This window comes from Pseudomonas oryzihabitans NBRC 102199 (assembly GCF_000730625.1).
In the GTDB taxonomy this organism is placed as follows: Bacteria; Pseudomonadota; Gammaproteobacteria; order Pseudomonadales; family Pseudomonadaceae; genus Chryseomonas; species Chryseomonas oryzihabitans.
In genome coordinates, this window is the sequence record NZ_BBIT01000002.1 from 863760 (window position 1) to 888828 (window position 25069).

The 25069-nt window shown below is 66.2% G+C and carries 23 protein-coding genes and 1 pseudogene; 6 read left to right on the top strand and 18 right to left on the bottom strand.

All coding sequences use genetic code 11. The features are described 5' to 3' along the window. Positions 1-67: 67 nt before the first annotated feature. From POR01S_RS05405 to hmgA, 5 genes are all read right to left on the bottom strand, one after another. The gene (locus tag POR01S_RS05405; RefSeq protein ID WP_042134285.1) at positions 68-1162 is read right to left on the bottom strand and encodes a CdaR family transcriptional regulator; all 1095 of its coding nucleotides are present in this window, start codon (positions 1160-1162) and stop codon (positions 68-70) included. Positions 1163-1255: 93 nt separating this feature from the next. Beyond that, positions 1256-2335, bottom strand: a complete 1080-nt coding sequence (hppD, locus tag POR01S_RS05410; RefSeq protein WP_042134288.1) for a 4-hydroxyphenylpyruvate dioxygenase — start codon at positions 2333-2335, stop codon at positions 1256-1258. Positions 2336-2472: 137 nt separating this feature from the next. Continuing rightward, positions 2473-3111, bottom strand: coding sequence for a maleylacetoacetate isomerase (gene maiA, locus POR01S_RS05415; RefSeq protein ID WP_042134290.1), 639 nt, complete (start codon positions 3109-3111; stop codon positions 2473-2475). A 121-nt stretch (positions 3112-3232) separates the two neighbouring features. After that, positions 3233-4531 (bottom strand): fumarylacetoacetase, encoded by a 1299-nt coding sequence (gene fahA, locus POR01S_RS05420; RefSeq protein WP_042134292.1) that lies wholly within the window; start codon positions 4529-4531, stop codon positions 3233-3235. Beyond that, positions 4528-5850 (bottom strand): homogentisate 1,2-dioxygenase, encoded by a 1323-nt coding sequence (gene hmgA / locus POR01S_RS05425; RefSeq protein ID WP_042134294.1) that lies wholly within the window; start codon positions 5848-5850, stop codon positions 4528-4530. Before hmgA ends, fahA begins: the two co-directional genes overlap by 4 nt. 98 nt (positions 5851-5948) lie before the next feature. On the opposite strand from hmgA, the gene POR01S_RS05430 reads away from it, so the two are divergent. Together POR01S_RS05430 and POR01S_RS05435 are read left to right on the top strand one after the other, a co-directional pair. After that, positions 5949-6728 (top strand): IclR family transcriptional regulator, encoded by a 780-nt coding sequence (locus tag POR01S_RS05430; protein WP_042134295.1) that lies wholly within the window; start codon positions 5949-5951, stop codon positions 6726-6728. Between the two features lie 168 nt (positions 6729-6896). After that, positions 6897-7928, top strand: a complete 1032-nt coding sequence (locus tag POR01S_RS05435; RefSeq protein WP_042134297.1) for a GGDEF domain-containing protein — start codon at positions 6897-6899, stop codon at positions 7926-7928. 12 nt (positions 7929-7940) lie between these two features. Here the strand turns inward: POR01S_RS05435 and POR01S_RS24230 are convergent, their stop codons facing one another. Further along, positions 7941-8804 carry a methyl-accepting chemotaxis protein gene (locus POR01S_RS24230; RefSeq protein ID WP_439709722.1) on the bottom strand — a complete coding sequence of 288 codons (864 nt, stop codon included), beginning with the start codon at positions 8802-8804 and terminating at the stop codon, positions 7941-7943. Next, positions 8796-9611, bottom strand: a pseudogene (locus tag POR01S_RS24235) (MCP four helix bundle domain-containing protein); the annotation flags it as partial. The gene POR01S_RS24230 and the pseudogene POR01S_RS24235, both read right to left, overlap by 9 nt. A gap of 161 nt (positions 9612-9772) precedes the next feature. Here POR01S_RS24235 and POR01S_RS05445 point away from each other — a divergent pair. Next, the gene (locus tag POR01S_RS05445; RefSeq protein WP_042134302.1) at positions 9773-10963 is read left to right on the top strand and encodes an MFS transporter; all 1191 of its coding nucleotides are present in this window, start codon (positions 9773-9775) and stop codon (positions 10961-10963) included. Here POR01S_RS05445 and POR01S_RS05450 read toward each other — a convergent pair. Together POR01S_RS05450 and POR01S_RS05455 are read right to left on the bottom strand one after the other, a co-directional pair. Continuing rightward, positions 10960-11223, bottom strand: a complete 264-nt coding sequence (locus POR01S_RS05450) for a hypothetical protein (RefSeq protein WP_027599258.1) — start codon at positions 11221-11223, stop codon at positions 10960-10962. The genes POR01S_RS05445 and POR01S_RS05450 overlap by 4 nt on opposite strands. A 50-nt stretch (positions 11224-11273) precedes the next feature. Then, complete coding sequence (locus POR01S_RS05455; protein ID WP_007161805.1) at positions 11274-11726, bottom strand: MarR family winged helix-turn-helix transcriptional regulator; 453 nt, start codon at positions 11724-11726, stop codon at positions 11274-11276. A gap of 176 nt (positions 11727-11902) precedes the next feature. Between POR01S_RS05455 and POR01S_RS05460 the strand changes: the two genes are divergently transcribed. Both POR01S_RS05460 and POR01S_RS05465 read left to right on the top strand, forming a co-directional pair. Further along, a complete protein-coding gene (locus POR01S_RS05460; RefSeq protein ID WP_042134304.1) occupies positions 11903-13135 on the top strand; it encodes an MFS transporter in 1233 nt (410 codons plus the stop codon). Positions 13136-13224: 89 nt separating this feature from the next. After that, entirely contained in the window at positions 13225-13881 is a 657-nt protein-coding gene (locus POR01S_RS05465) for an ion channel (protein WP_027602391.1), read from the top strand. Here POR01S_RS05465 and solA read toward each other — a convergent pair. The 9 genes from solA to POR01S_RS05510 form a co-directional block, all read right to left on the bottom strand. Further along, on the bottom strand, positions 13878-15047 hold the full coding sequence (solA, locus tag POR01S_RS05470; protein ID WP_042134306.1) for an N-methyl-L-tryptophan oxidase: 1170 nt from the start codon (positions 15045-15047) through the stop codon (positions 13878-13880). The two genes, POR01S_RS05465 and solA, sit on opposite strands and share 4 nt — an antisense overlap. A gap of 287 nt (positions 15048-15334) precedes the next feature. Further along, positions 15335-16618 carry a C4-dicarboxylate TRAP transporter large permease protein DctM gene (dctM, locus tag POR01S_RS05475; protein ID WP_027599254.1) on the bottom strand — a complete coding sequence of 428 codons (1284 nt, stop codon included), beginning with the start codon at positions 16616-16618 and terminating at the stop codon, positions 15335-15337. Beyond that, positions 16615-17256, bottom strand: a complete 642-nt coding sequence (locus tag POR01S_RS05480) for a TRAP transporter small permease (protein ID WP_027599253.1) — start codon at positions 17254-17256, stop codon at positions 16615-16617. Before POR01S_RS05480 ends, dctM begins: the two co-directional genes overlap by 4 nt. Before the next feature lie 55 nt (positions 17257-17311). Continuing rightward, positions 17312-18313, bottom strand: coding sequence for a TRAP transporter substrate-binding protein (locus tag POR01S_RS05485; RefSeq protein WP_027602393.1), 1002 nt, complete (start codon positions 18311-18313; stop codon positions 17312-17314). Between the two features lie 69 nt (positions 18314-18382). Beyond that, a complete protein-coding gene (locus POR01S_RS05490; protein ID WP_042134308.1) occupies positions 18383-19267 on the bottom strand; it encodes an HpcH/HpaI aldolase/citrate lyase family protein in 885 nt (294 codons plus the stop codon). Further along, on the bottom strand, positions 19264-20463 hold the full coding sequence (locus tag POR01S_RS05495) for a CaiB/BaiF CoA transferase family protein (RefSeq protein ID WP_042134310.1): 1200 nt from the start codon (positions 20461-20463) through the stop codon (positions 19264-19266). The genes POR01S_RS05490 and POR01S_RS05495 overlap by 4 nt, the downstream gene beginning before the upstream one ends. Positions 20464-20479: 16 nt before the next feature. Continuing rightward, complete coding sequence (locus POR01S_RS05500) at positions 20480-21829, bottom strand: MmgE/PrpD family protein (RefSeq protein ID WP_042134313.1); 1350 nt, start codon at positions 21827-21829, stop codon at positions 20480-20482. Between the two features lie 10 nt (positions 21830-21839). Further along, positions 21840-23003, bottom strand: a complete 1164-nt coding sequence (locus POR01S_RS05505; protein ID WP_042134315.1) for an acyl-CoA dehydrogenase family protein — start codon at positions 23001-23003, stop codon at positions 21840-21842. A 36-nt stretch (positions 23004-23039) separates the two neighbouring features. Next, positions 23040-23867: an HTD2 family dehydratase gene (locus POR01S_RS05510; protein ID WP_042134317.1), complete on the bottom strand. Its 828-nt coding sequence runs from the start codon at positions 23865-23867 to the stop codon at positions 23040-23042. A gap of 124 nt (positions 23868-23991) precedes the next feature. Here POR01S_RS05510 and POR01S_RS05515 point away from each other — a divergent pair, with 124 nt between their 5' ends. Next, complete coding sequence (locus tag POR01S_RS05515; protein ID WP_042134319.1) at positions 23992-24906, top strand: LysR substrate-binding domain-containing protein; 915 nt, start codon at positions 23992-23994, stop codon at positions 24904-24906. Positions 24907-25069 lie beyond the last annotated feature (163 nt).

Here is a 25069-nt window from a genome sequence, read left to right on the forward strand (position 1 = left end):
TGTTATGCGCCGAGTGTTTCCTGGATCGGGCACGGCAGCAACAGGACAGACGCCCAGTCTCGACAGGTCAGGACTGTGAATTCGCCCAGCCCTGATCCCATAGCAGCAAGGCGCAATACAGTTCGGCGGCGTCGGCGAAACGGCGTGGATCCCGTCCGGTCAGCGCCTGGATCCGCTCCAGTCGATGCCGCAGCCCATTGCGATGCAGCCCCAGCGCCTCGGCGCAGGCCTGGGGGCTGGCGTCCTCGGCGAACCAGCTGCGCAGCGTCGCCAGCAGCTGGCCGTCGCGATCGGCGCGGCGCAGTCTTGCCAGCGGTTCCAGCAGCCAGGCGCCGCGAGCGCACTCGGCCTGGCCCTGCAGCCAGGTCGGCAGGGCCAGGTCGTCCAGCGTCACCCGGATGAGGTCGGGCAGCAGGCGCCTGGCGACTGCCAGCAGGTCCAGCGCCCGCCGGGTCGTCTCGGCCAGCCCCGTCCAGGGTCGCGGCTCGGGGATCCAGACGCTGCGCTGCAACGACCAGCCCTGCCCCGGCAGTTCCTCCAGCAGCGCCTCGGGCGCCTGCGCGCCGGGTCGATACCACAGCCATTGCCGCTCTTCATGGGGCAGGCACCAGCTATGGACACTGCGCTGCTGTGCCCAGTCGCCAAAACCCGGCGCCGGCACGGCGAACTCCAGCAGCAGCACGTCCCGCGGCAGGACCGGCTTCAGGCCGAGCAGCGTGGCATGGCGCCCCAGTTCGGGTGCGGCGCCGGGCGCGAGCAGCTGCCGCAGCAGCGGCGTGGTCATGCGCGCGGTCGCGGGCGGCTGCCCTGCCGCCTGCTCAATCAGCATTTCCGCGGTCAGGCGCAGGAGTTCGGCGGGCAGGCGCAGCTGCTCGGCGTCCTCCCCGGACACGCCAAGCACGCCCACCAGCTCGCCCTGGTGATACAGCGGCAGATTGATACCGGCCTGGGCCCCCGCCAACGCCGCGGCAGCGCTGGCATCCAGCGCCACCGCGCGGCCTTCGGCGATGACCTGCCGCGCCCCGGCATGGTGGCTGAACAGCCGCGCCGGATCGCCCGAGCCGATGATCAACCCGGACGCATCCATGACATTGACGTTGCCGGGCAGGATGCGCATGGCGCGTTCGACGATTTCCTGCGCCAGGGTCTGGCTCAGCTCCATGGCCACCTCGGAGGTTGAAGGACGCCGGCATGGCGCGCCGTCACCTTAGAGGCGCCTCCACCGCTGGGCAAGCCGGTGGAGCCACGGGAGGGGCTACTCCGAGGTGCTCAGCACGCCACGGCGCACCTGGTCGCGCTCGATGGATTCGAACAGGGCCTTGAAGTTGCCCTCGCCAAAGCCGGTATCGCCCTTGCGCTGGATGAATTCGAAGAATACCGGCCCCAGCAGGGTCTGGGAGAATATCTGCAGCAGCAGGCGACGCTCCCCACCTTCGGAGGTACCGTCGAGCAGGATGCCGCGGGCTTTCAGCTCTTCCACCGGTTCGCCATGGTTGGGCACCCGGCCTTCGAGCATCTCGTAGTAGGTCTCCGGCGGCGCGGTCATGAAGCGGGTACCAGAGGCCCTGAGCCGATCCCAGGTGGCCACCAGGTCATCGGTGAGAAAGGCCACGTGCTGGATGCCCTCGCCGTTGAACTGCATGAGGAATTCCTCGATCTGCCCGGCCCCCTTGGAGGATTCCTCATTGAGCGGGATACGCACCAGGCCGTCCGGCGCGGTCATGGCCTTGGAGGTCAGCCCGGTGTACTCGCCCTTGATGTCGAAGTAGCGCAACTCGCGGAAATTGAACAGTCGCTCGTAGAAGTCTGCCCAGTAGGCCATGCGCCCGCGATAGACGTTGTGGGTCAGGTGATCGATCACCTTGAGACCAGCCCCCACCGGCTTGCGCTCGACTCCCTCCAGGAACACGAAGTCGATGTCGTAGATCGAGCTGCCCTCCTCGTAGCGATCGATGAGGTACAGCGGCGCGCCGCCGATACCCTTGATCGCCGGCAGGCGCAATTCCATCGGCCCGGTGGGCATGTCCACCGCCTGGGCGCCCAGCTCCAGCGCCTTGGCATAGGCGTGGTGGGAGTCGCGGCAGCGAAAGGCCATGCCGCAGACCGAGGGGCCGTGTTCGGCGGCGAAATAGGCGGCATGGCCGGTCTTTTCGCGATTGACGATGGCGTTGATGTCGCCCTGGCGAAACAGCACCACGTCCTTGGATCGGTGGTTGGCGACGTGAGTGAAGCCCAGGCTTTCCAGCACGGGTTCGATGACGTTGGGCGTGGGCGAGGCGAATTCGATGAACTCGAAACCCATGAGGCCCATGGGATTTTCAAACAGATCGGCCATGATTGGCTCCTTGACGGGTGACGTGACGGTCGTGGTCGGTAACCTGGGCTAGCAGCCCGTCAAGGGCGGCGCGCAGGAAATGCCACGCACGCTGCGCGCCAGGAAATCACCCAGGATGAGCTGACAGCCGAGCAGCTTCATGAGGCCACCCGCACCGGGGCATCGGGCTGCGCCTCGGGGTGTGCCTGCTGGAAGGCCGGATGCGCGCCAGCCAGGGCCTCTACCCGCTGGACGCGCGGATAGGACGCCAGGTCCACCTGGAAACGCCGCGCCGCATAGAGTTGGGGCAGCAGATAGACATCCGCCAGCCCCACCTCACCGAAACAGAAGCCACTGGAGCCGATCTGCGCCTCCACCGCCGCCAGGCCCTCACCGATCCAGTACGAGATCCAGTCGAGCACGGCCGGCTCTTCCAGGCCCAGCCCGCGCAGGCGGTTGAGCACCGAGACGTTGTGCAGCGGATGGACATCGCAGGCGATCAGGGCGGCGACACCCCGATGGCGGGCGCGCAGCAGCGGATCGGCCGGCAGCAAGGGCACGGCCGGATAGCGCTCTTCCAGGTATTCGAGGATAGCGGGCGACTGGATCAGCACCTCGCCGCTGTCGAGGCGCAGGCTGGGCAGCCGCCCCTGGGCATTGAGCGCCCGGTAGGGCGGCTGGTGCTGCGCGCCCGACAGCAGATTGACCGGTACGGCTCGGTAGTCCAACCCCTTCAGCGCCAGAGCCAGGCGGACCCGATAGGACGAGGTGGAACGGTAATAGGTGAAGAGGTCCATCGACACTGCCCCGCGCTTGCCTGTCGGCTTCTTATTATGCGTAAGCTGATTACGTTAAGTGGAATCTGCGCCGGCCCGGATGGCTTGTCAATGCCGCCCGGGCCGGCCAATACCCGCTCGCCTAGTCGGCCGCCACTACCCGACCGAGACATTCGCCGAAGCCGATCGTGGGCAGCCCGGGCCGCTGGCAGCGCGCCCGGAGGATGACCTCATCACCGTCTTCCAGAAAGGTACGGGTCTCGCCGCCTGGCAGCTGCAGCGGCTGCTTGCCGCCCTGGGTGAGCTCCAGCAGGCTGCCGCAGCTGTCGGCGTCCGGCCCGGACAGGGTGCCCGAACCAAAGAAGTCGCCGGGCTGCAGGGCGCAGCCATTGACGGTGTGATGGGCCACCATCTGCGCCACCGTCCAGTACATGTTCAGGGTGTTGCTCAGGGCGATCCGCTGGGCGGGGTGCCCCTGCTCCGCCATGCGCGGCGTGCGCAGCAGCACTTCCAGCTCGATGTCCAGGGCCCCCTGGGCCTGGTCATGCTCGTCGTACAGATAGGGCAAGGGCTGGGGATCCCCGGCGGGTCGTGCCGGCTGCGCCTGGCGATAAGGGGCCAGGGCTTCCGCGGTGACGACCCACGGCGACAGGGTGCTGGCGAAACTCTTCGACAGGAAGGGCCCCAGGGGCTGGTATTCCCAGGCCTGGATATCCCGCGCCGACCAGTCGTTGAGCAGGCAGAAGCCGGCGATATGCTCGGCGGCGTCACCGATGGCGATGGACTCGCCCTGGGCGTTGCCCGGACCGATCCAGATGCCCAGCTCCAGTTCGTAGTCCAGCCGCCGACAGGGGCCGAAGACCGGGGCGTCCTGTCCAGGCGGCAGCGTCTGGCCCTTGGGTCGCCGGAACGCCTCGCCAGAGACCCCAAGGGTCGAGGCGCGGCCGTGGTAGGCGATGGGCACGTGCTTGTAGTTGGGCAGCAGCGGATTGTCCGGGCGGAACAGCCGGCCGATCTGGGTGGCGTGGTGGATGCCGACATAGAAGTCGGTGTAGTCGCCGACCCGCGCGGGCAGGTGCATCCGGCAGGCGCTCTGGGGCACCAGCAGGTGTTCGCCCAGCTCCTCGAGGTGCTCGCGTTGCGGATGGTCGGCGCGCAGCAGCGCCTGCACGGCCTGGCGCAAGGCGATCCGCGCCGGCCGGCCGGCGGCGAAGAAGGCATTGAGCGTCTCCCGGGCAGCCAGTTCGGCGGCCCGCTGGGCTTCGCCACGGAACAGCCCGGCTTCGAGGGCGAAGCCCAGGTCGAGGATGAAGTCACCCACCGCCACGCCGCCGCGGGGCGTCTCTTCGCCGCGACTGAACACACCCAGCGGCAGGTTGTGCAGGGAAAAATCCGCATGGCCGTTGGCCGAGGCCACCCAGCTGGGCGATTCGTGGGTCATGCCGATTCTCCCGCGCCGGGCGCGACAAAGGTCTTGGTGAGGCCTGCCCAGCAGGCGTCGTAGTCGGGCTGCAGCAGCGGCGAGGCCAGGGCGTAACGGGTCGGCCGCAGGACACGGCCGGTTTCGAACATGAAGGCCATGGTGTTCTCGATCCTGTGCGGTCGGAGGTCGGCGGCGATGGCATTCCGGGTGGACACCTCGTCCGGGCCATGGGCGCTCATGCAGCTGTGCAGGGAGGCGCCGCCCGGCGCGAAGCCATCGGCCTTGGCGTCGTAGGCGCCCTGGATCAGGCCCATGAATTCGTTCATCAGGTTGCGATGGAACCAGGGCGGCCTGAAGGTGTTTTCCGCGACCATCCAGCGTGGCGGAAAGATCACGAAGTCGATATTGGTCACCCCCTCGCTGGCGCCCGGGGCCGTCAGCACGGTGAAGATCGACGGATCGGGATGATCGAAACTCACCGTACCCAGGGTATTGAAGTGGCGCAGGTCGTATTTGTAGGGCACGTTGTTGCCATGCCAGGCGACCACGTCCAGCGGCGAGTGATCCAGCTCGGTCTCCCAGAGTTCGCCGAGGAATTTCTGCACCAGCCGGGTGGGTCCCTCCAGATCCTCGAAGCGGGCCACGGGTGCCTGGAAATCCCGCGGATTGGCCAGACCGTTGCTGCCGATCGGGCCCAGCTCGGGCAGCCGCAGGGATCGCCCGTGGTTTTCGCAGACATAACCTCGTATCGGTTCGCCCGCCGCTACCTCGACGCGGAATTTCAGGCCGCGTGGAATCACCGCGATCTCCAGCGGTTCGAGGCGCAGCAGGCCCAACTCGGTCACCAGCTCCAGGCGTCCCTGCTCAGGCACGATCAGCAATTCCCCGTCGGCGTCGTAGAAGACGCCGGTCATGCTGGCATTGGCGGCATAGCGATAGAGGCTGACGCCTTCGGCCTGATCGGCTGCGGCGGTGGCGACGATCCGCTCCAGGCCGGCGAGAAAATCGGTGGCGACTGCCGGGATCGGCAAGGGATTCCAGCGCAGGCGATTGGGCGTGGGGGCGCCCAGTTCCGCGCCGGTCAACTGGACGGTGCGGCGCTGAAAGCGGCCATGGGCGGCCGACGGCCGGAGCCGATACAGCCAGGAGCGTCGGGCCTCGTGGCGCGGCACGGTAAAGGCCGTGCCGGAAAGTTGCTCGGCATAGAGACCGAAGGGCGCGCGTTGCGGCGAGTTCTGCCCGATGGGCAGGGCACCCGGCAGCGCCTCGGAGCTGAAGTGATTGCCAAAGCCGGACTGGTAGCTCACTGGCGGTGCTACTTGTTCTTGTTGGTTCAACGGGGCCACCCATTATGCGTAACAGGTTTACGCAAAAAGTAAATTGAACCTGGCGGAGCGTCAAGCTATAACGCTGCCTTTCCACGGCGAGCGAATCGATGACAGACATTCCCGAAGCAGCACCCCCACGGCGGCAGAAGGTGCAGGCGGCCGAGGTCGGCACCGATATCCTCAAAGCCCTCGCCGAGCTGGCACCCTCCACGTCCCTGTCGCGCCTGGCCAGCCACCTGGACATGCCCGCCAGCAAGGTGCATCGCTACCTGCAGGCGCTGATCGCCAGCGGTTTCGCCGAGCAGGATCCACGAACCAATCACTACGGACTCGGCCAGGCCGCCCTCTTCGTCGGTCTGGCCGCCCTGGGTCGACTGGATGTAGTGAAGCTGGCGGCGCCGGTGCTGGCCCACCTGCGCGACGAGGTCGGCGAGACCTGCTTTCTAGCGGTCTGGGGCAACAAGGGCCCGACGGTGGTGCTGGTGGAACAGGCGGTGCGCGCCGTCACCCTGGTGACCCAGGTCGGTTCGGTGCTGCCGTTACTGGGCTCGTCCACCGGCCTGGTGTTCAACACCTTCCTGCCGGATGCCGAGACCGCGGCGTTGCGTGCGGAAGAGTTGCGCCAACCGGCTGCGCCCAGCGCCGCGACCCTGGCGGAGGCCGCTCGCCAGCTAAGGGAAACCCATATCCAGCCGGTGCACGGCCTGCTGATGGCGGGGGTCAATGCCCTCTCCGCGCCACTGCTAGGAGCCGGCGGCCGGCTGGCCGGCGTGCTGACCGTGGTCGGTGCCGCGCCAGGCTTCCAGGCCGAGGTCGAAAGCGCCGCCGCGCTGCATCTGCGGGCAGCCGCCCAGGCTATCAGCGGGCGGCTGGGTGGAAAGCTCTGACGATTGGCGTCGCAGTGCAGCTTTCAGGAGCGCCGATGGTCGCGGCGGCGCTCCGCTTGATCCTTTCTACCCTCCATTCGGCTAAAGGATCCCCCAGACTGGCCGTTTGCCATTAAGCTTACTGTTAGCGCGTTTATCATTGGCGCACTGCTTTATGGTGATCCCTTCATGACTGCTCTTTCCTATCGTGATCGCAACCAGGCTCTCAACGACTCCCTGGGCAAATTCTGGCAGGTCGCCAAACCCGTGGTTCAGGCGGCCATGGCCATTCATGTCGCGTTGCTGGTCGTTTTCATCCTGCTCGACCAGATCCTGATGGCCTGGGCCAACGTGCTCAGCATCGCCGCCTACGTGGGCTGTCTGGCCGCCCTGCGCCAGCGACGCTATCGCATCGCCAGCCTGACCATGAGTTGCGAGATCGTCGCCCACGCCTGGATCGCCACCTGGCAACTCGGCTGGGACAGCAACTTCCACTACTACGTGCTGTGCATCCTGCCGATCGTCATCTACAACTACCGCACCGCGCCGATCCGCCATCTGCTGCTGGTCTCCGGCATCCTGGTGACCCTGGCGGGCGGCTATCTGCTGCACCCACCCGCCACCCTCGCGCCCCTGGCGATGAAGCTGTTCGGCACCATCAACATCATCAGCGCCCTGGGGCTGCTGCTCTACGGCACTGGCGCCTCCTTCCACCACAGCACCAAGATGCAGCTGGACCTGCTGCACTCCGCCAGCCACGACAGCCTCACCAACCTCTACAACCGGCGGCGGATTCTCGACCAGGCGGAAAAGCACAGTGGCGTGAGTGGCAGCCTCATCCTCTTCGACGTCGATCACTTCAAGCACATCAACGACCGCTTCGGCCACGACTGCGGCGATCTGGTGCTGCAGGGGATCGCCGACGTCATCCGCCGCGAGGTGCGCCATTCCGATCTGGCGGCGCGCTGGGGTGGCGAGGAATTCCTGGTGCTGCTGCCCCAGGCGCGAACCGAGGTGGCCTGGGGGGTGGCGGAACGCATCCGCCAGCGCCTGACCGAGGTCACCGAATCACTCGAACGCGGTCCCGCGCGGGTCACGGCCACCCTGGCGGTCTGCGAGATTCGCGACTGCGAAGCCTTCGCCAGCGCCCTGGAGCGCGCCGACCAGGCGCTCTACCGGGGCAAACAGGAAGGCCGCGACCGGGTGATGCTGGCGGCCTGAGCCCCGTCCGCCCTAGACCACGAAGCGCTGCAGGGCACCGTGCAGATCGGCGGCCAGGGCGGACAGCTGCTGGCTGCTGGCACTGGTCTGCTGGGCGCCGGCGGCGGTCTGGTTCGCCGCGTCGCGGATCAGCGTCAGATTGCGATCGACCGCCGCCGTGGTAGCCGTCTGCTCTTCGGTGGCCGCGGCGATGGCGTCATTGCGCTGGCCGATGGCGGTGATGGCCTGAGTGATGCCTTCCAGCACCTGCCAGGTGGCCTCGGCCTGGTCGCGGGTATGGCTGGCCTGGAGGCGACTCTGATCCAGGGCGATCACGGTCTTCTCGCTGACCTGCTGCATGCCGCCGATCAGGCCTTCGATCTCGCGGGTGGAGTCGCCCGTACGGCTGGCCAGCCCACGCACCTCGTCGGCCACCACGGCAAAGCCACGCCCGGCTTCCCCGGCACGGGCCGCCTCGATGGCGGCGTTGAGCGCCAGCAGGTTGGTCTGCTCGGCGACGTTGCGGATCACGTCGAGCATCTTGCTGATGCCCTTGGACTGCGCGGCCAGCTGGTCCGCCTGGTTGGCCGCATCGTCCACATTACCCACCAGCTGGGTGATGGCGGCCAGCGTCTGCTTGACCTGCGCCTGCCCCTGCTTGGCCTGATCGACACAGCGCTGCGATTCGGCGGAGGTGGAGGTCGCGTGCTCGCACACCGCCTGGACCGCCTGATTGAGCTGGGTGACGGCATTGGCCGCATGCTGGATATCGGTCGTCTGCTGCTCCAGGTTGCGGCAGCTGTCATCCATCACGGCGCTCACCTGGGTCGAGGCCGAGGCCAGCTGCTCGGAGGCATTGCCGGTGTGGGCCAGCACCTCGCGCAGATTGCCCTGCATACGCTCCAGCGCCAGCAGCAGCATGGCCGCCTCGTCGCGTCCCTCGGGCTGGATGTTCTGCCGGAGGTCACCCGCGGCGATGCCGCCGGAGATGTCGAGCGCCTGGCGCAGCGGCTGCACCACGCTGCGGGTCAGGCGCCAGGCCAGCAGTAGCAGAAGCAGAATGGCACCACCTATGACCGACCAGACGATGGCGCGGGCCTGGACGAACTGGGCGTTGGCCACCTCCTTGGCCTGGGCGGCGCCCTGCTTGTTCAATTCGCGCAGGAGTTGCACCTGCATGTCCATCAGATCGCCCTTGAGGCCGACCACGGTATCCAGCTGTACCCGCGCGGCCGGGATCTGCTGCTGCTCGATCAGCCGCACCTCCTCGCGCAGCCCTTCCACGAAGGGCTGGTAGGCGTCGTGCAGCGCCTTGATCGAGTCACCCTCGGTCGCGTCGGTGACGACCGGCGCATAATCCCGGAACAGCTGGTCGGTCTCGTTGACCAGTTGCTCCAGGGTGACGCGGCTCATGGCCACGGCGCCCGGATCCTCGGCATTGAGCAACACCACCGAGGCCTGGTTGCGCAACTTGCCGAGGTTGATCGCCAGGGAATCGGCAATGGCGATGCTGGGCAGCCAGTCCTGCTCCATGCTCAGGGCCTGTCGGCGCAGCTGCTGCATTTCCCACAGCGAAAAGCTGCCCAGCCCGGCGAGCAGCACGGCCGCAAAGGTAAAGGAACACAGCATCCGCGGGCCGGTCTTGAGTGTTCGCAACCAGGAGCGGCGGGACAGACGGCGAAAGGGGGCAAGGATACGAAGCATGGGGGCGTCACTGCATGAAGACGGTCAAGCACAGGAGCCTAGGCAAGCAAGATGTCGGACTGATTACAAAATGCCTTCATCCAGATAAATCTGACGATTGCGGCAAAAGATAACTGGGGCTAAGGTCCGCCCCTCTGTCCGCCAACCCGCCCGCCGCTGTCATGACTACCCCTACCGCCAAGGCTTCGTCCTTCCAGATCCTGCTGCTCGGCATCGCCCAGATCCTCGTCTGGGGCGGCTCCTTTTTCATTCTCGCGGTGCTCGCCGATCCGGTGGTCCGGGAAACCGGCTGGTCCCGGCAGTGGGTCTATGGCGGACTTTCCCTCGGGGTGCTGGTGTCCGGCCTGCTGGCACCGGCGTGCGGCCGCCTGATCGCCCGCCAGGGGGGCCGCACCTTGCTGTCGCTGAGCGGCCTGGGGGTGGCGGCCGGGCTGGTGCTGATGGCCAGCGCCCAGCAGTTGCCGGTGTTTCTGCTCGCCTGGGTGGTGATGGGCATCGGCATGGCCGCCGGTCTGTACGATGCGCTGTTCGCCACCCTGGGCACCTGCTACGGCACCCAGGCCCGTTCGGCCATCAGCGGTATCACCCTCGTATCGGGCTTCTGCACCGCCATCACCTGGCCCGTTGCCGCCTTCCTGGTCAGTCACCTCGGCTGGCGCGGTGCCTGCCTGGCCTATGCGGCCGTCCTGTTGCTGACGATCTGGCCGCTCTATCGCCGCGCCCTGCCCGCACCGGTCCTCGCCACCCAGGCACCCCGGACCGGCCAGGCGGCATCGGCCGTGCCGGTCAACCGGGCGCTCTACACCGTGCTCACGGCACTCTTCACCCTGGGCGCGATGCTGATGACGGCCATTTCCGTCCAGCTGATCACCCTCCTGCAGGGGCTCGGCTACAGCCTGGCGAGTGCGGTGGCGCTGAGCACCTGCCTGGGGCCGAGCCAGGTGGCCTCGCGGATCATCGACCTGCTCAACCGCAATGGTCACCCGTTGTGGACGGCCCTGGCCTCGGTGGTCTGCACGGCCGCCGGCCTGCTGTTGGTGACCCTGGGGCCTGGCCTGGTCTGGGTGACGGTCGTGGGTCTGGTGATCTTCGGTGCGGGCAATGGCCTGCGGGCGATCATTCGGGGCGCCCTGCCGCTGGCGCTCTGGAATCCGGCGGAATACGCCACCGTCCTGGGCCGCATGGCGCGCCCGGCGCTACTCGGCCAGGCGGCCACGCCCCTGCTCTGCGGCTATGTGCTGGAACATCACGGCCCCCAGGCGGTGCTGGCCCTGCTCTGCCTGCTGGCGCTGATCAACGTGGCCCTGGTCGCCTGGCTGTTCAGAGCGCTGTTCGGCCGTGCCCCGGCCTAGTCGCAGGCGATTTCCAGAGGGACCAGGCGCAGCTTGATACCGGTGCGGCGCAGGGTAAGGATATCGCCCTCGCGCTGTCCGACCTCGTCGCCCAGGGTACTGCGGAGCGTCTCGCCGAGCAGCCGCGCATAGGTCCGCGGGTCCTCGCCTTGACAGCTCTCGGCGATATGCAGCTCGCCCTGGAGCAACTTGCCGGCCGTGCGCCCGCTGGTGAGATCCACAAGCAGGTAATCCTGGTCGGGCTGATAGTTGAAGGTCATACGAATTCCCCGGCGACTGTAGCCATGGGAACCGATCAGGGCGGGTTGGTTCAGGACGTCGGGTTGCCTTCCTCGTCCAGGCGGTTGCGCAACATGACCAGGGTCTCGCGCAGATCGTCCAGCCCGGCATCGCCCAGCGCGCAGACCTGCCGCACCCGGCTGTTGACGCCGTTGGCCTGGTCACGCAGCGAGCGACCCGCTGGCGTCAGTTCGATCGACAGGTTGCGCTCGTCCTCGGCGCTGCGCCGGCGCGTGACCAGCCCGGCCGCTTCCAGGCGCTTGACCACGGGGGTCAGGGCACCGGAATCCTGCCGCAGTCGATTGGACAGTTCCTTGAGCGTGAGGCCGTCATGCTCCCAGAGCACCAGCATGATCAGGTACTGCGGGAAGGTCAGGCCCATGCTCTCCAGCAGGGGTTTGTAGAGTTGCGTCATCGCCAGCGAAGCCGAATACAGGGAAAAGCACAGTTGCTGGTCAAGGAGCAGTGGATCTTTGGCTGTCATGGGATCTGCCATTACAAAACGTGAAAAGAGTGGAAGGTGCAAGCGCCCCAACGCGAGCCGAAAGGCCGCCTGGCGTGAGTTCGGTTGCCGGAAACATCCGGTAACTGGCACTGGATTCCGATACCACAGGATGCCACAGTGAGCGGCTGGACATAAATAATAAGGGTAATACCTGCATGGCCGTTTCCTCTGCCACGCCAGCCGTTCCTGGCGAAACCCCCACCGCCGCCCTGCCCGGCGCCTCGCCGATGGTGGCGGGCATTCTGGCCTCCTGTGCTCTGGCCCACCTGATCAACGACCTGATCCAGTCCGTCCTGCCCTCGATCTATCCCATGCTCAAGGATAGTTATGGTCTGACGTTTACCCAGATCGGTCTGATCACCCTGGCCTTCCAGATCACCGCCTCGCTGCTGCAACCCTGGATCGGCTTCCATACCGACCGCCATCCTAAACCCTATCTGCTGCCCGCCGGCATGGTCTGTACCCTGATTGGTGTACTGCTGCTCGCCTTTGTCGGCAGCTTTCCCGCGATCCTGGCCGCCTCGGCGCTGATCGGCGTCGGCTCCTCGACCTTCCATCCGGAAACCTCGCGGGTAGCGCGCCTGGCGTCGGGCGGTCGCTTCGGCCTGGCGCAATCCACCTTCCAGGTCGGCGGCAACGCCGGCACCGCCATCGGCCCCCTGCTGGCCGCCGCCATCGTCATTCCCTATGGCCAGACGCATGTCGCCTGGTTCGCGCTCTTCGCGCTGTTCGCCATCGGCGTGCAGTACGGACTGTCGCGCTGGTATCGCAATCACCTGCGCAGCGCCAAGGGGCGCAAGGCCGCCGCGGTCAGCCATGGCCTGTCGCGCGGTCGGGTGACCTTCGCGCTGATCGTGCTGGCGCTGCTGGTGTTCTCCAAGTACATCTACATGGCCAGCATCACCAGCTATTTCACCTTCTATCTCATCGAGCGCTTCGGCCTCTCAGTCGCCAGCTCCCAACTGCACCTCTTCCTCTTCCTGGGTGCGGTCGCGGCCGGTACCTTCTTCGGCGGCCCCATCGGCGATCGCATCGGCCGCAAGGCGGTCATCTGGTTCTCGATTCTGGGCGCGGCGCCCTTCACCCTCGCCCTGCCCTACGTCGACCTGTTCTGGACCAGCGTGCTCAGCGTCATCATCGGCTTCATCCTGGCCTCGGCCTTTTCGGCGATCGTGGTGTACGCCCAGGAACTGGTCCCGGGCAACGTGGGCATGATCGCCGGCATCTTCTTCGGCCTGATGTTCGGCGTCAGTGCCATCGCCGCCGCGGGCCTGGGCAACCTCGCGGACCACCACGGCATCGAATACGTCTACCAGCTGTGCTCCTACATGCCGCTGCTCGGGATCCTCACCCTCCTGCTGCCCTCCACCCGCCGCAAGGCGGCCTGAGGTGCAGGCCACGGGAGCGCAAGGCTCCCGTGGCGAAGCGCTGCGCCACCCGCTACGCTGGCCGCCCCTGAGTCTTTCGCCGAGTCGCGATGAAGAGTCCCCTGCACTACCTGGTCCGTTATCCTTCCGCCAACCTGCTGTTCATCCAGCTCCTCGGCCTGCTGCTCTACCCGCTGGTGGAACAGGAAGAGCATGGCCGCGCCATCATCGGCGCCTTCGGCATCATCGTCCTGGCCACCGCCCTGCGCATGGTGCGGCGCAGTCCGACCATCCAGTGGCTGGGGTTCATCCTCGCCGGCTGCATCCTGGTGCTCACGGTGCTGGTGGAATGGCACGGCAATCCCCACCTGGTGGTATCCCTGGCCATTCTTGACTCGGTCTTCTACTTCTATGCGGCAGGCAGTCTCATCGCCTACATGATGGAAGACCAGCGCGCGACCACCGATGAACTCTTTGCCGTGGGTGCGACCTTCACCCTGCTGGCCTGGGCCTTCGCCCACGCCTACTCGGCCTGTCAGATCCTGCAGCCCAACAGCTTCACCGCGGCCAACGACCCCCTGGCTGCGCGGACCTGGACCGAGCTGCTCTATGTCAGCTTCGCCATCCTCTCCGGCGTCGGCCTGAGCGATATCTATCCGATCAAGCCGATGGCGCGCTCGCTGGTGATGCTCGGCCAATTCTCCGGCGTCATGTACATCGCCCTGGTGGTGACGCGACTGGTCACCCTGACGGTGCGCAGCCGCTAGCCGAATCGCGCGAGGCTGAAGCTGTCGAGATCAATGTCGCTGCGCCCGGTGGTCACCCGCTGGGCGAGCGCCTCGCCCAGCGCCGCCGAATGCTTGAAACCATGCCCCGAGCAGGCGCTGACCACGGTCACGCCCGGCAGCGCCGGATGTTCGTCGACGATGAATCCGAAGTCGGGTGTCACGGTGTAGGCGCAGACCGCGCTGCGCACCGCCCGGTCTGCAAGACCGCCAACCCACCTTCCCACTTGATCACTGAACAGCTTGCTCGATTCTTCCGGGTGAATCGACCGATCAATGCCTGTTGGGGTGGTATTATTCCGGTACTGCTCCGTGGCGACCTTGACGGCGTTTTCGCCTGGCAAGGGAGGAAAGCCGTAGAAGAGATCGCTGTCACCACTGCCATGGGCGAGGATGAAGCTGGGTGAATCCGCCGGAAAGAGCCCGGGCCTGGCGACTTCGAACCAGTGCAGCGTCTGCCGACAGACGCGCAGCAGCCGGTCGAAAGGTGCGCCCAGCAATTCAGCGCTCCACATGCCGGCGGCGACGATGACCCGCTTCGCCCGCCAGCGGCCTTGCGCCGAATGCAGCAATACGCCCTGCTCGTCCGCTTCCAGGCGCTCGATGACGGTATCGGTATGGACCTGGGCGCCCCGCTCGCGCGCCCCGTCCAGTTGCGCCTGGATACAGGCTTCCGGATAGAGATAACCGCCGCCTGGTTCGAAATAGCCCAGGGCATCGTCTGCCACGCGAAATTGCGGAAAGCGCTGGCGAATGGCGGCGCCGTCCCAGGCTTCATGAGGGATCCCGTACTGGCGTGCCAGCTCCAGGGTGGCCCGGGTGAAGTCCGGGCGGCCATGATGGGAGGTCGCCGTCGCGGTGGCGGTCATGATCAGCACCCCGCATTGCTCGAACAGCCGGACGCCCCGCTCCGCCTCCAGCTCGCGCCAGAGGTGCTGCGAACGTATCGCCAGCGGTACATAGGCCGCGCCCTCGCCTACGGCCTGGCGGGTGATGCGGGTGGCGCCGTGGCTGGAGCCCAGGTCGTGGGGCGGCGCATAGCGATCGATGCCCGCGACCCGGACCCCACGCTTCGCCAGCTGGTAGAGCGTGGCCGCCCCCATGGCGCCCAGGCCCAGGACAATGACGTCATGAGTCGCGCTGGTCATCTTATCCCCTGCTCTTTTTCGCTTATCGAGCGGCGAACGCTAGCAGGGCGAGCTGTCCAGGGCCAAGGGCGGAGTCAGCAATGGGCGGTCATCGTCTCCATAAGGTGTTTGCGCGAGAAGAGTCGAACGGTAGAAGCTCACCCTATTTGGGGTGGTATTGAGCAACGATCGATGCAGGCCGTGTAGCGACGAGGACGGTTCCGGCAAATCGTGCTATGCGTGGTGCCGCCTCAACCACCAGGTGAAGAGTCCGGTTGCCAGACTCTTCACCTGGTCACCCCCCTACCTCAGGTCATGCCCAACCAATTCGGCAAGGCCAGGGACAGATAAGGCACATAGGTCACCAGGATGAGGAAGGCCAGCATCACCAGCAGCCAGGGGGAAACGGCCCGGATGGTCGTGGTGAGCGGCATGCCGGTCACCGCTGAGGTGACGAACAGATTGAGGCCCGTCGGCGGCGTGATCAGCCCGATCTCCATGTTGACCACCATGATGATCCCCAGATGGATCGGATCGATCCCGAGCTGCACGGCGATCGGGAACAGGATGGGGGCCAGGATCAGGATGATCGCCGACGGCTCCATGAAGGTGCCCGCGATCAGCAGCACAATGTTCACCACGATCAGGAATTCCATCGGCGAGAAGCCCTGGTCCACCACCCAGCGGGTGATCGACTGGGGAATCTGCTCGGTGGTCAGGACATGGGCGAAGAGCATGGCGTTGGCGATGATGAACATCAGCACCACGGACAGCTTGGCCGCGTCGATCAGCACCCGATGGCACTGCCGCAGCTGCATGTCCTTGTGCACGAAGACCGCGACGATGGCCGCATAGATCGCCGAGACCGCCGCCGCTTCCGTGGGCGTGAACATGCCGGAATAGATGCCGCCAAGGATGATCACGATCAGCATCAAGCCCCAGATGGCGCGCCGTCCGGTCCGCAGCACCTCCTTGAAGGAAGCTCGCGGTAGCGCCGGAATGTTCTTGATGCGGGCGATGATGTAGATGGTCACCATCAGCACCAGGCCCAGCAGCAACCCCGGCACCACCCCCGCCATGAACAGCTTGCCCACCGAGGATTCGGTGGCCGTCGCATAGACCACCATGACGATGGAGGGCGGGATGAGGATCCCCAGGGTGCCGGCATTGCAGACGATGCCGGCGGCGAATTCGCGCTTGTAGCCCGAACGGACCATGCCGGCGATGACGATGGAGCCCACCGCGGCCACGGTGGCTGGCGACGATCCGCAGAGGGCGGCGAACAGCATGCAGGCCAGGATCGCGGCGATGGCCAAGCCGCCCCGGATATGGCCGACGCAGGCGTTGGCGAACTCGATCAGCCGATGAGCCACCCCACCCGTGGTCATGAAGGCTCCGGCCAGGAGAAAGAACGGGATCGCCATCAGGGTGTAGTGCTCGCTGGTCTCGAACAGCTTGATGGCCAGCGAGCGCACCGAGTCGTTGCTGAACAGCAGGATGGTGAGGGCACCGGAAAGCCCCAGGGAGACGGCCACCGGAATGCCGATGAACATGAGGGCGAACAGCGCCAGGAACAGGAAGGTAATGGTCATGGCTGGCGCTCCGTGCCGTGCTGGCCGTCGACGAGTCGGAGGGCATCCTCGGCTTCGCTATGGCCCCCGAAGCCGCTCTGCTCGTTGCGCAGAATGCGCAGGAACACCTCGACGAAGCGGATCAGCATCAGGGCGAAGCCGATCGGAACGATCATGACGATATGCCACTGACGCAGACCGAAGCGGTCGAGATCCTCGGCGCCGATGTTGGCGTTCATCAGCGCCGCTACCCATTGTTGGCTGGAATAGGTCATCAGCCCGCAATAGAAGATACAGATGCCGACCGCCAGCAAGGCCACCGCCTTGCGCAAGGCGGGCGGAAAGGTCTTGACCAGCAGATCGACCCCCAGGTGAGCGCCGATGCGCACGCCCCAGGCCAGACCGATGAAAATTAGCCAGCCGAACACCGCCTTGGTCAGGGCGATGCTCCAGGTCATTTCCTGGGAGACGAAGAGCAGGCCGTCCCCCATGGCCAACAGGGGTTCTTCCAGGAAGGCGCTGCGATCGGCCAGATAATAGAAAACGGCGTATACATTGTTGACCACCACGTAGACGAAGGTGATCAGGGTCATGACCGCCAGCAGGAAGGCGACGAGCGCTTCCTCCAGCCGGCACCAGAGACGGGTCACGGCAGACATACGAACCTCCAACAGGCACTGACAGGGGGCGAAAGAAGGACGCGCTCGCGGGTCTTCAGCTGGCCTTGTTGGCGTTGACGGCTGCCTCGATCACCTCGCTGCCGATCTCTCCTTCGAACTTCTTCCAGACCGGCTGCATGGCCTTGCGCCACTCCTCGCGTTGCGCGGGAGTCAGTTCGATGATCTCGCTGGTGCCGGCTTTGGCGATGGCGCCGCGAGCCTCGTCATTGAGTGCCTTGGCCTGACGGTTCACCTCCAGGGTGACCTCGCCCATCACCTTATTGAGCTCGGTGCGCACGTCCTCGGGCAAGCCCTGCCAGAACGTGGTGTTGGTGATCACCATGTAGTCGATCAGGCCGTGGTTGGACTCGGTGAAATAGGGCTGGACCTCATGGATCTTCTGGCTGAAGTAGTTGGACCAGGTGTTTTCCGTGCCATTGACGACCCCGGTCTGCAGGCCCTGATACACCTCGGCGAAACTCATCTTGCGCGGCGCGGCGCGCAAGGCCTTGAACTGCTCATCGAGGACGGCGGAGGCCTGGACCCGGAACTTCAGACCGCGGGCATCCCTGGGTTCACGCAGCGGCTTGTTGGCCGAGAGCACCTTGAGGCCGTTGTGCCAATAGGCCAGACCGGTGATGCCCTTGCCCTCCATGCTGGTCAGCAGCGCCTTGCCCTGGGGCCCGGCCTGGAAGCGGTCGACCGCGGCCATGTCATCGAACAGGAAGGGCAGATCGAAGACCTGCACCGCCTTGGCGTAATGCTCGAATTTGGCCAGCGAGGGGGCGAGCATCTGGACGTCGCCCAGCAGCAGGGCCTCCATCTCCTTGCCGTCGCCGAACAGCGAGGAGTTGGGGTAGACCTCCACCTTCACCCGGCCGGGCAGGCGCTCTTCCGCCAGCTTCTTGAACAGCACGGCGCCCTGCCCCTTGGGCGTGTGCTCGGCGACCACATGGGCGAACTTGATGGTGATGGGCGCTTCATCCGCCGCGTACAGCGAACCGGCGAAGGAAAACACGGCGGCACAGAACAGCGTCTTGAACGGAAACGTGGGCATGGCGACACCTCATCTTGTTTTTGTAATCAGGTCGGGGTTATTAAACGCGCCCCCTCCGCGGGGCGGAATTCAGCATTGCCCAACAGGGCCTTCAGCTCCGCCTAACACGGGAGCCGCCTTTTCCAGGCGTCCGAGCAGACGGCGCGCGCGCCCTATCACGGGCGCATCGATCATCTTTCCGTCGACGACGAAGACCCCCTGCTCATCCTGACTCGCTGCGATCACCCGCTGCGCCCAGTCGATTTCCGTGGCCGTCGGCGCCAGGGTGCCATGCACCACGGCGACCTGGCGGGGATGAATGCACAACAGCCCGGCGAAACCCTGGTCACGGGCACTGGCGGTGGCCGCCGCCAGCCCGGTCAGGTCATCGATGGCCGGAAAGACGCTGTCCAGGGGTGCGGGCAACCCGGCCAGTCGGCCTTCCAGCAGGAGTCGAAAGCGTGCCTGGTCCAGCAGCCGTTCCGCTGCCGCGGTACCGCTTTCCAAGCCGAGATCCAGGCCCAGATCCAGACCGCCGAGCACCAGGCGCTCCACCCCGGCAGCCCCGGCGATCTCCTTGAGTCGATCCAGACCCCGGGCGCTCTCGATGATCGGCCAGACGGGCTTGCCCGTCTCGGCATGGACGCGGTCGACCTGGGCGGCGCTTTCCGCCTTGGGCAGGACGATTCCGCGCACCTGCCCCAGGCGTTGGCACAGCGCCAGGTCGTCGCCATGCGCCGGGTGGGCGGCGGCATTGATGCGGATCCAGACCCGGAAGTCAGGCGCGGCGAGCAGTGCCTGTTCGAGGGCGTCACGTGCGGCCGTCTTGGCGGCTTCGGCGACCGCATCCTCCAGGTCCACGATCACCACATCGGCACCACTCGCCAGGGCCTTGCCGATTCGCTCCGGGCGCGTCGCCGGGACGAACAGGGCGGAGCGAGGATCGGCGGGAAGCGTGTCGGCGCCGGGGATCATGGCGCACCTCGCTGGGGCGCCGCGGCCAGGGCTACGGGGTCATACCCCAGCTCCCGCAATACCGCTTCGGTGTGCTCGCCCAGCGCGGGAATCGGATCCATCCGCGGCTCGAAGGCACTGTTGCTCGCCGGTGGCAACAGGGCGGGCAAGGGACCGGCCGGGCTGCCAACCTCACGCCAGCGATCGCGCTCGCGCAGCTGGGGATGCGCCCAGACCGCCGCCATGTCATTCACCTGGGCATTGGCGATCTGCGCCTGCTCCAGACGGGCGATGACCTCTGCGGTCTCGAGCTGGGCGAACGCTTCGACGATCAGGTCGCGCAGCGCGCCGCGATTCGCCGAGCGTTTGAAGTTGGCGGAAAATCGCGGATCCGTGGCCAGCTCCGGTTGCAACAGCACCTGCTCGCAGAAGAGCTGCCACTCCCGCTCGTTCTGCAGGCCCAGCATCACCGTGCCGCCATCGCCCGCGGGAAAGGGCCCGTAGGGGTAGATGGTGGAATGGGCGGCGCCGGCGCGTGCGGGCGGCGGCATGCCGGCATAGGCGTAATACAGCGGATAGCCCATCCACTCCACCAGGCTCTCCAGCATGCTGACCTCGACGCGACTGCCCTCCCCCGTCCGCTCCCGCAACAGCAGCGCCGACAGGATGCCACTGTAGGCATACATGCCGGCCGCGATGTCGGCGATGGAGCAGCCTGCCTTGGCCAGCTGGTCATCGTCAGGTCCCCCCGTCACCGAGAGAAAACCCGCCTCGCTCTGAATCAACAGGTCGTAGGCTTTCTTGCGTTCATAGCTGCCACCGCCGCCATAGCCGGACACGTCGCAGACGATCAGCCGAGGAAAGCGCGCGTGCAGGACGTCGAAATCCAGCCCCAGCCGACTGGCCGCGCCCGGCGCCAGGTTCTGCAAGAGGACGTCCGCCTTGGCGAGCAGCCCGTCCAGCACGGCGAGGGCGTCGTCCTGTTTGAGATCCAGGGCCACGCTCTCCTTGGAGCGATTGGTCCAGACGAAGTGGGAGGCGAGTCCGGCGACACGCTCGTCGTAGCCGCGGGCGAAATCGCCACTGCCCGGCCGCTCGATCTTGATGACGCGGGCGCCCAGGTCGGCCAGTTGCCGGGAGCAGAACGGGGCCGCGATCGCATGTTCGAGACTCACGACCGTGATGCCATCCAGAGGACGAGGTTTTTCGACAGCCATCTTGGTTCACTCCAGGTCAGGTGAAGCAGTAGAGATCCACGCACTCGTGCAGCCGCCAGGCCCGGGCGATCAGGGCCTCGGCATCGGCGGGCGTGCGCTTGCCGGAGAAGGCGACCAGCCGGCGGAATTTGTCTTCCAGTTCAGCCCTGTCGAGGGTATTGCCGGGATCGCCCTTGGGCTCGTCGATCCGTCCCTGCAGAACAGCGCCCTGGCGGGTCGTCACCTCGACCCTGCCCAGCCAACGCTGGGGATAGGCGGCGTCGACCTCGGGGTCCAGCCGCATGCCGACGCGTGCGCGGAAGGCCGCGACCGCGGGATCGTTCAGCGCGGCAGTCGCGAAATCACCCAGTTGCGCCTGGCCGTGGACGGCGATCAACCCCAGTACCGTGCCCATGGAAAACTTCGCCTGGTGCACGGTACGCGGCACCTCGACGCGACCGAGCACGTCCAGGGCGCCCTGGTGGACCCGCGCCGTCACCTGGGCGATGTCGTCGGGCGCCAGGCGTTCGCGCTGCATCAGGTCCAGCAGGGCATCGGCCGCAGGGTGGGTATGGCGGCAGGACGCATGGAACTTGAAGGAGGTTTCCAGCAAGGCCCAGCGCTGTCCCAGGCGATCGCTCAGCCGGCGGGCGTCGGCGTCAGTGGAGAGACCGGCGGCCAGGCCCTGCTCGCCCTCCAGGATGTTGCGCGCACCGGTCAACCCCTGCGCTGTGAGATAAGCCGCCAGCAGCCCATCCGCCGCCGCCTTGGCGGTATGCAGCTGCTTGGAATCCGCCGCGTCGCGCAGGAACTCCCAGAGCCCTGCCGCCTGGGTGCCCGCGTTGCCGAGCACCTGGATGAATTGCTCCCGGTCGAAGTCCAGCAGCTTGCCCACCGCCACCGCCGCGGCCAGGGTGCCCACGGTGGCCGTGGTATGGAAGATCCGATAGTGCGAGCGCCCGAGGAATTCTCCGATGCGGATACCTGCCTCATAGCCGGCGACCGCGGCGAGGATCAGCTCCTGTCCGCTCTTTCCCAGGTCCTGGGCCGCGGCCAGTGCGGCGGAAAAGACCACCGTGGCCGGATGCAGCACCGAGCTGTTGTGCAGATCATCCTGCTCCACCAGATGAGAGGCGGCGCCATTGACCAGCGCGGCGAAGTAGGCTGAGGTGCCGTAGGGCGCGACCAGTACCCGGGCACGCCCCTCGGTGGGGCCCATGCTCTGGGCATAGGCATGGAACAGCGGTATGGGATGGCTGCCATCGCTGGCCAGCACCGAGCCCAGCCAGTCGAGAAACAGCTCTTCGGTCCGCGTCACGACGCTGGCCGGCAGATCCGCATAGGCCAGCTCGCCGAGAAAGGCCGCCAGACGTTCGGTATGGGTCATGGCGGTCACCCTAGAAGGAGCGCGGCAGTTCGAGCAGGTGCTCGGCCACGTAGGAAAGAATGAGGTTGGTGGAGATCGGAGCGACCTGGTACAGGCGCGTCTCGCGAAACTTGCGCTCGACGTCGTACTCGGTGGCGAAGCCGAAGCCTCCGTGCGTTTGCAGACAGGCGTTGGCCGCCTCCCAGCTGGCCTTGGCCGCCAGGTACTTGGCCATGTTGGCCGCCGCGCCGGCGTTTTCGCCGCGGTCGTACAGGTCGCAGGCGTGCCAGCGCATCAGATCCGCGGCTTCGATTTCGATATGGGCCTCGGCGATGGGAAACTGCACGCCCTGGTTCTGCCCGATGGGGCGACCGAACACCACCCGGTCGCGGGCATAGTGACGGGCCTTGTCGACGAACCACCGGCCATCGCCGATGCATTCCGCGGCGATCAGGGTGCGTTCGGCATTGAGACCGTCCAGGATGTAGCGAAACCCCTTGCCCTCCTCCCCGATGAGGTTGCTGGCAGGAATTTCCAGCTCGTCGAAGAACAGCTCGTTGGTCTCGTGATTGACCATGTTGGGGATGGGCCGAACGGTCAGCCCCTTGCCGATGGCCTCGCGCAGATCCACCAGAAAGATGGACATCCCCTCGGACTTGCGCTGGACGGCTTCCAGCGGCGTGGTCCGCGCCAGTAGGATCATCAGATCGGAATGCTGCACCCGGGAGATCCACACCTTCTGCCCATTGATCACATAGCGATCGCCCCTGCGCACCGCCGTGGTCTTGATCTTGGTGGTATCGGTGCCGGTGGTGGGCTCGGTGACGCCCATGGACTGGAGGCGCAGCTCGCCGCTGGCCAGCCGTGGCAGATAGGCGCTCTTCTGCTCGTCGCTGCCGTTTCGCAGCAGGGTGAACATGTTGTACATCTGCCCATGGATGGTGCCGGAATTGCCGCCGCAGCGATTCACCTCCTCCAGAATGATGGACGCCTCGGCCAGGCCCAGCCCCGAGCCGCCATAGGCTTCCGGAATCATGGCGGACAGCCAGCCCGCCTCGGTCATCGCCCGGACGAAGTCCTGGGGAAAGCCCTTCTGCTCATCAATGTGGCGCCAGTACTCGGCCGGGAAGCCGGCGCAGAGGCCACGGACGCCGCCGCGAATGGCAGAGAATTCTTCTTGTCGTTCGTCCAGCATGGGAGTTTCTCTCTTGTCGTTATAGGGGCACCGCTGTCACTCGAATCGCAGCTGAGCCACCTGGGCTGCACCGTCGCCATTTCCAGCCCACAGCTCCGCCTCGCCGGGCGCGATGACCTGACCACTGAGCGTGAAGGGAGCGGGCGCGATCAGCGGACGAACGCCGCGATAGCTGAACTGCCGTATCCGCGCGGTCGGATGAGCGCGACGGAAGCTGCGCAGCGACAGGGTCGCGATGAGCGGGCCATGGACGACCAGACCGGCATAGCCCTCCTGCTGGGTCGCGTAGGGCCAGTCGTAGTGGATGCGATGACCGTTGAAGGTCACCGCCGAATAGCGGAACAGCAACGTCGGCTCGGGTACCACCGACTCCGCCCAGCTGCCGAGCGCAATGGCTTCGCCGCTGCCGGCCTTGGGCGCACCGGGCTCGCGATAGACCAGGTCCTGCTCTTCGCGCAGCACCAGTTCGTCCTGTTGGAAATAACGGTGCTCCACGGTCACGAACAGCAGGCTGCCGCTACGGCCCGTCTTCTCCTCGACGCGCAGCAGCGTCGAGACGCAGCGCGCCCGCTCGCCAACGTGCAGCGCGCCGAGAAAGTCCAGGCGCCCGCCTGCCCACATGCGATTACGCCCTTCCGCCGGCGGCAGGAAGGTACCGCGCGCCGCATGCCCATCGGGCCCGAGCTGGGCCCCTGCCACCGGGTTGTCGAAGAAGGCCCAGTGCCAGAGCGGCGGCAGCGCCTCGCCCGCCGCCAATGGCGGCTCATCGAAGGTGTGGGCGATGCGCGCGACTTGGCGTTGCCCCAGAAAATCCTCTGTTTCGAGGGTTCGTCCCACCCAGGCAGTGGCTGACGTCGCGTTCATGCTTGACTCCCATCGATAGGCTCATCGCCAGCTTGCGGGGAGTTGTTTCGTTCTGTGAATTTACATTTGCGTAATCCGGCATTCGGCTAGGCTGAACGCCAAAAAACGCACGGAGCACGCGAGCATGCATTTCGACCTGGCTGACCTGCGGCTTTTCATCCATATCGCCGAGTCGCCCAGCCTGACCCAGGGCGCACGCCGCGCGGCCCTGTCGCCGGCCGCCGCCAGCGCGCGAGTGAAGGCCCTCGAAAGCCAGTTCGGCATTCGCCTGCTCTACCGTGACAGTCGCGGCGTCGAGCTCACGCCAGCGGGTCAGCGCCTGCTGAAGCATGCCCGTCTCATCATGCGCCAGGTCGACTTTCTCAAAGGCGAATTCACCGAGTACCGCAGTGATGCCACCGGCCATATCCGCATCTTCGCCAACACGACCGCGGTCACCGAGTTCCTCCCCGGATTGCTCGCCGTCTATCTCGCGGATCGCCCGGGCGTGACGGTGGATCTGCAGGAGCGCCTCAATCGTGACATCGTCAGGGGGGTGATCGACGGGGCAGCGGATCTGGGCATCACCGCCGGACTGATCGAAGCGAGCAATCTGCAGATCCTGCCCTACAGCATGGATCGCCTGACGCTGGTCGTGCCCACCGGGCATCCCCTGGCCAGCCAGCCCCAGGTCACCTTGCGAGAGACCCTGGACTACCAGCATATCTGTCTGCGCGAGGGCACCAGCCTGCTGAATTTCCTGCGGGATCAGGTGGAACGTCTCGGTGCCACCCTGAATCTGCGTATCCAGCTCTCCAGTTTCGAGGCCGTGTGCCGTATGGTCGAAGCCAAGGTGGGCATCGGCATCCTGCCGGAATCCGCCGCCCGGCATCATGGCCGAAGCATGGCGATCCGGACGGTGAGGATCGAGGAACCCTGGGCGGTTCGCGAGCGAAACATTCTGGTCAGGGATCTGGAGGCACTCCCGGAAAGCGTCCGCGCCCTGGTCAGGCTCCTGCAGGATTCCGCGGGGAGTTCCGACGCCCCAGGACATCTGTAAACGCGCTCCTTCCCCAGGCGTCAACAGGCTTCCCAGGCAGCGGCTGGTGCCCGAACTGGCGGCGCTGCTCCATCAGCCCTTCTGAACCGCCCGGCATCGCAACGATCTGGCTTGGTCTCGCCTTGATTACCCGGGCAGGGAGAATCAATCCCAAAGCGATCCA

Coding starts and splice junctions, on each gene's coding strand:
- POR01S_RS05405 (WP_042134285.1), bottom strand. CDS start 1,162: ATGGAGCTGAGCCAGACCCTGGCGCAGGAAATCGTCGAACGCGCCATG.
- hppD (WP_042134288.1), bottom strand. CDS start 2,335: ATGGCCGATCTGTTTGAAAATCCCATGGGCCTCATGGGTTTCGAGTTC.
- maiA (WP_042134290.1), bottom strand. CDS start 3,111: ATGGACCTCTTCACCTATTACCGTTCCACCTCGTCCTATCGGGTCCGC.
- fahA (WP_042134292.1), bottom strand. CDS start 4,531: ATGACCCACGAATCGCCCAGCTGGGTGGCCTCGGCCAACGGCCATGCG.
- POR01S_RS05430 (WP_042134295.1), top strand. CDS start 5,949: ATGACAGACATTCCCGAAGCAGCACCCCCACGGCGGCAGAAGGTGCAG.
- POR01S_RS05435 (WP_042134297.1), top strand. CDS start 6,897: ATGACTGCTCTTTCCTATCGTGATCGCAACCAGGCTCTCAACGACTCC.
- POR01S_RS24230 (WP_439709722.1), bottom strand. CDS start 8,804: ATGCAGGGCAATCTGCGCGAGGTGCTGGCCCACACCGGCAATGCCTCC.
- POR01S_RS05445 (WP_042134302.1), top strand. CDS start 9,773: ATGACTACCCCTACCGCCAAGGCTTCGTCCTTCCAGATCCTGCTGCTC.
- POR01S_RS05450 (WP_027599258.1), bottom strand. CDS start 11,223: ATGACCTTCAACTATCAGCCCGACCAGGATTACCTGCTTGTGGATCTC.
- POR01S_RS05455 (WP_007161805.1), bottom strand. CDS start 11,726: ATGACAGCCAAAGATCCACTGCTCCTTGACCAGCAACTGTGCTTTTCC.
- POR01S_RS05460 (WP_042134304.1), top strand. CDS start 11,903: ATGGCCGTTTCCTCTGCCACGCCAGCCGTTCCTGGCGAAACCCCCACC.
- POR01S_RS05465 (WP_027602391.1), top strand. CDS start 13,225: ATGAAGAGTCCCCTGCACTACCTGGTCCGTTATCCTTCCGCCAACCTG.
- solA (WP_042134306.1), bottom strand. CDS start 15,047: ATGACCAGCGCGACTCATGACGTCATTGTCCTGGGCCTGGGCGCCATG.
- dctM (WP_027599254.1), bottom strand. CDS start 16,618: ATGACCATTACCTTCCTGTTCCTGGCGCTGTTCGCCCTCATGTTCATC.
- POR01S_RS05480 (WP_027599253.1), bottom strand. CDS start 17,256: ATGTCTGCCGTGACCCGTCTCTGGTGCCGGCTGGAGGAAGCGCTCGTC.
- POR01S_RS05485 (WP_027602393.1), bottom strand. CDS start 18,313: ATGCCCACGTTTCCGTTCAAGACGCTGTTCTGTGCCGCCGTGTTTTCC.
- POR01S_RS05490 (WP_042134308.1), bottom strand. CDS start 19,267: ATGATCCCCGGCGCCGACACGCTTCCCGCCGATCCTCGCTCCGCCCTG.
- POR01S_RS05495 (WP_042134310.1), bottom strand. CDS start 20,463: ATGGCTGTCGAAAAACCTCGTCCTCTGGATGGCATCACGGTCGTGAGT.
- POR01S_RS05500 (WP_042134313.1), bottom strand. CDS start 21,829: ATGACCCATACCGAACGTCTGGCGGCCTTTCTCGGCGAGCTGGCCTAT.
- POR01S_RS05505 (WP_042134315.1), bottom strand. CDS start 23,003: ATGCTGGACGAACGACAAGAAGAATTCTCTGCCATTCGCGGCGGCGTC.
- POR01S_RS05510 (WP_042134317.1), bottom strand. CDS start 23,867: ATGAACGCGACGTCAGCCACTGCCTGGGTGGGACGAACCCTCGAAACA.
- POR01S_RS05515 (WP_042134319.1), top strand. CDS start 23,992: ATGCATTTCGACCTGGCTGACCTGCGGCTTTTCATCCATATCGCCGAG.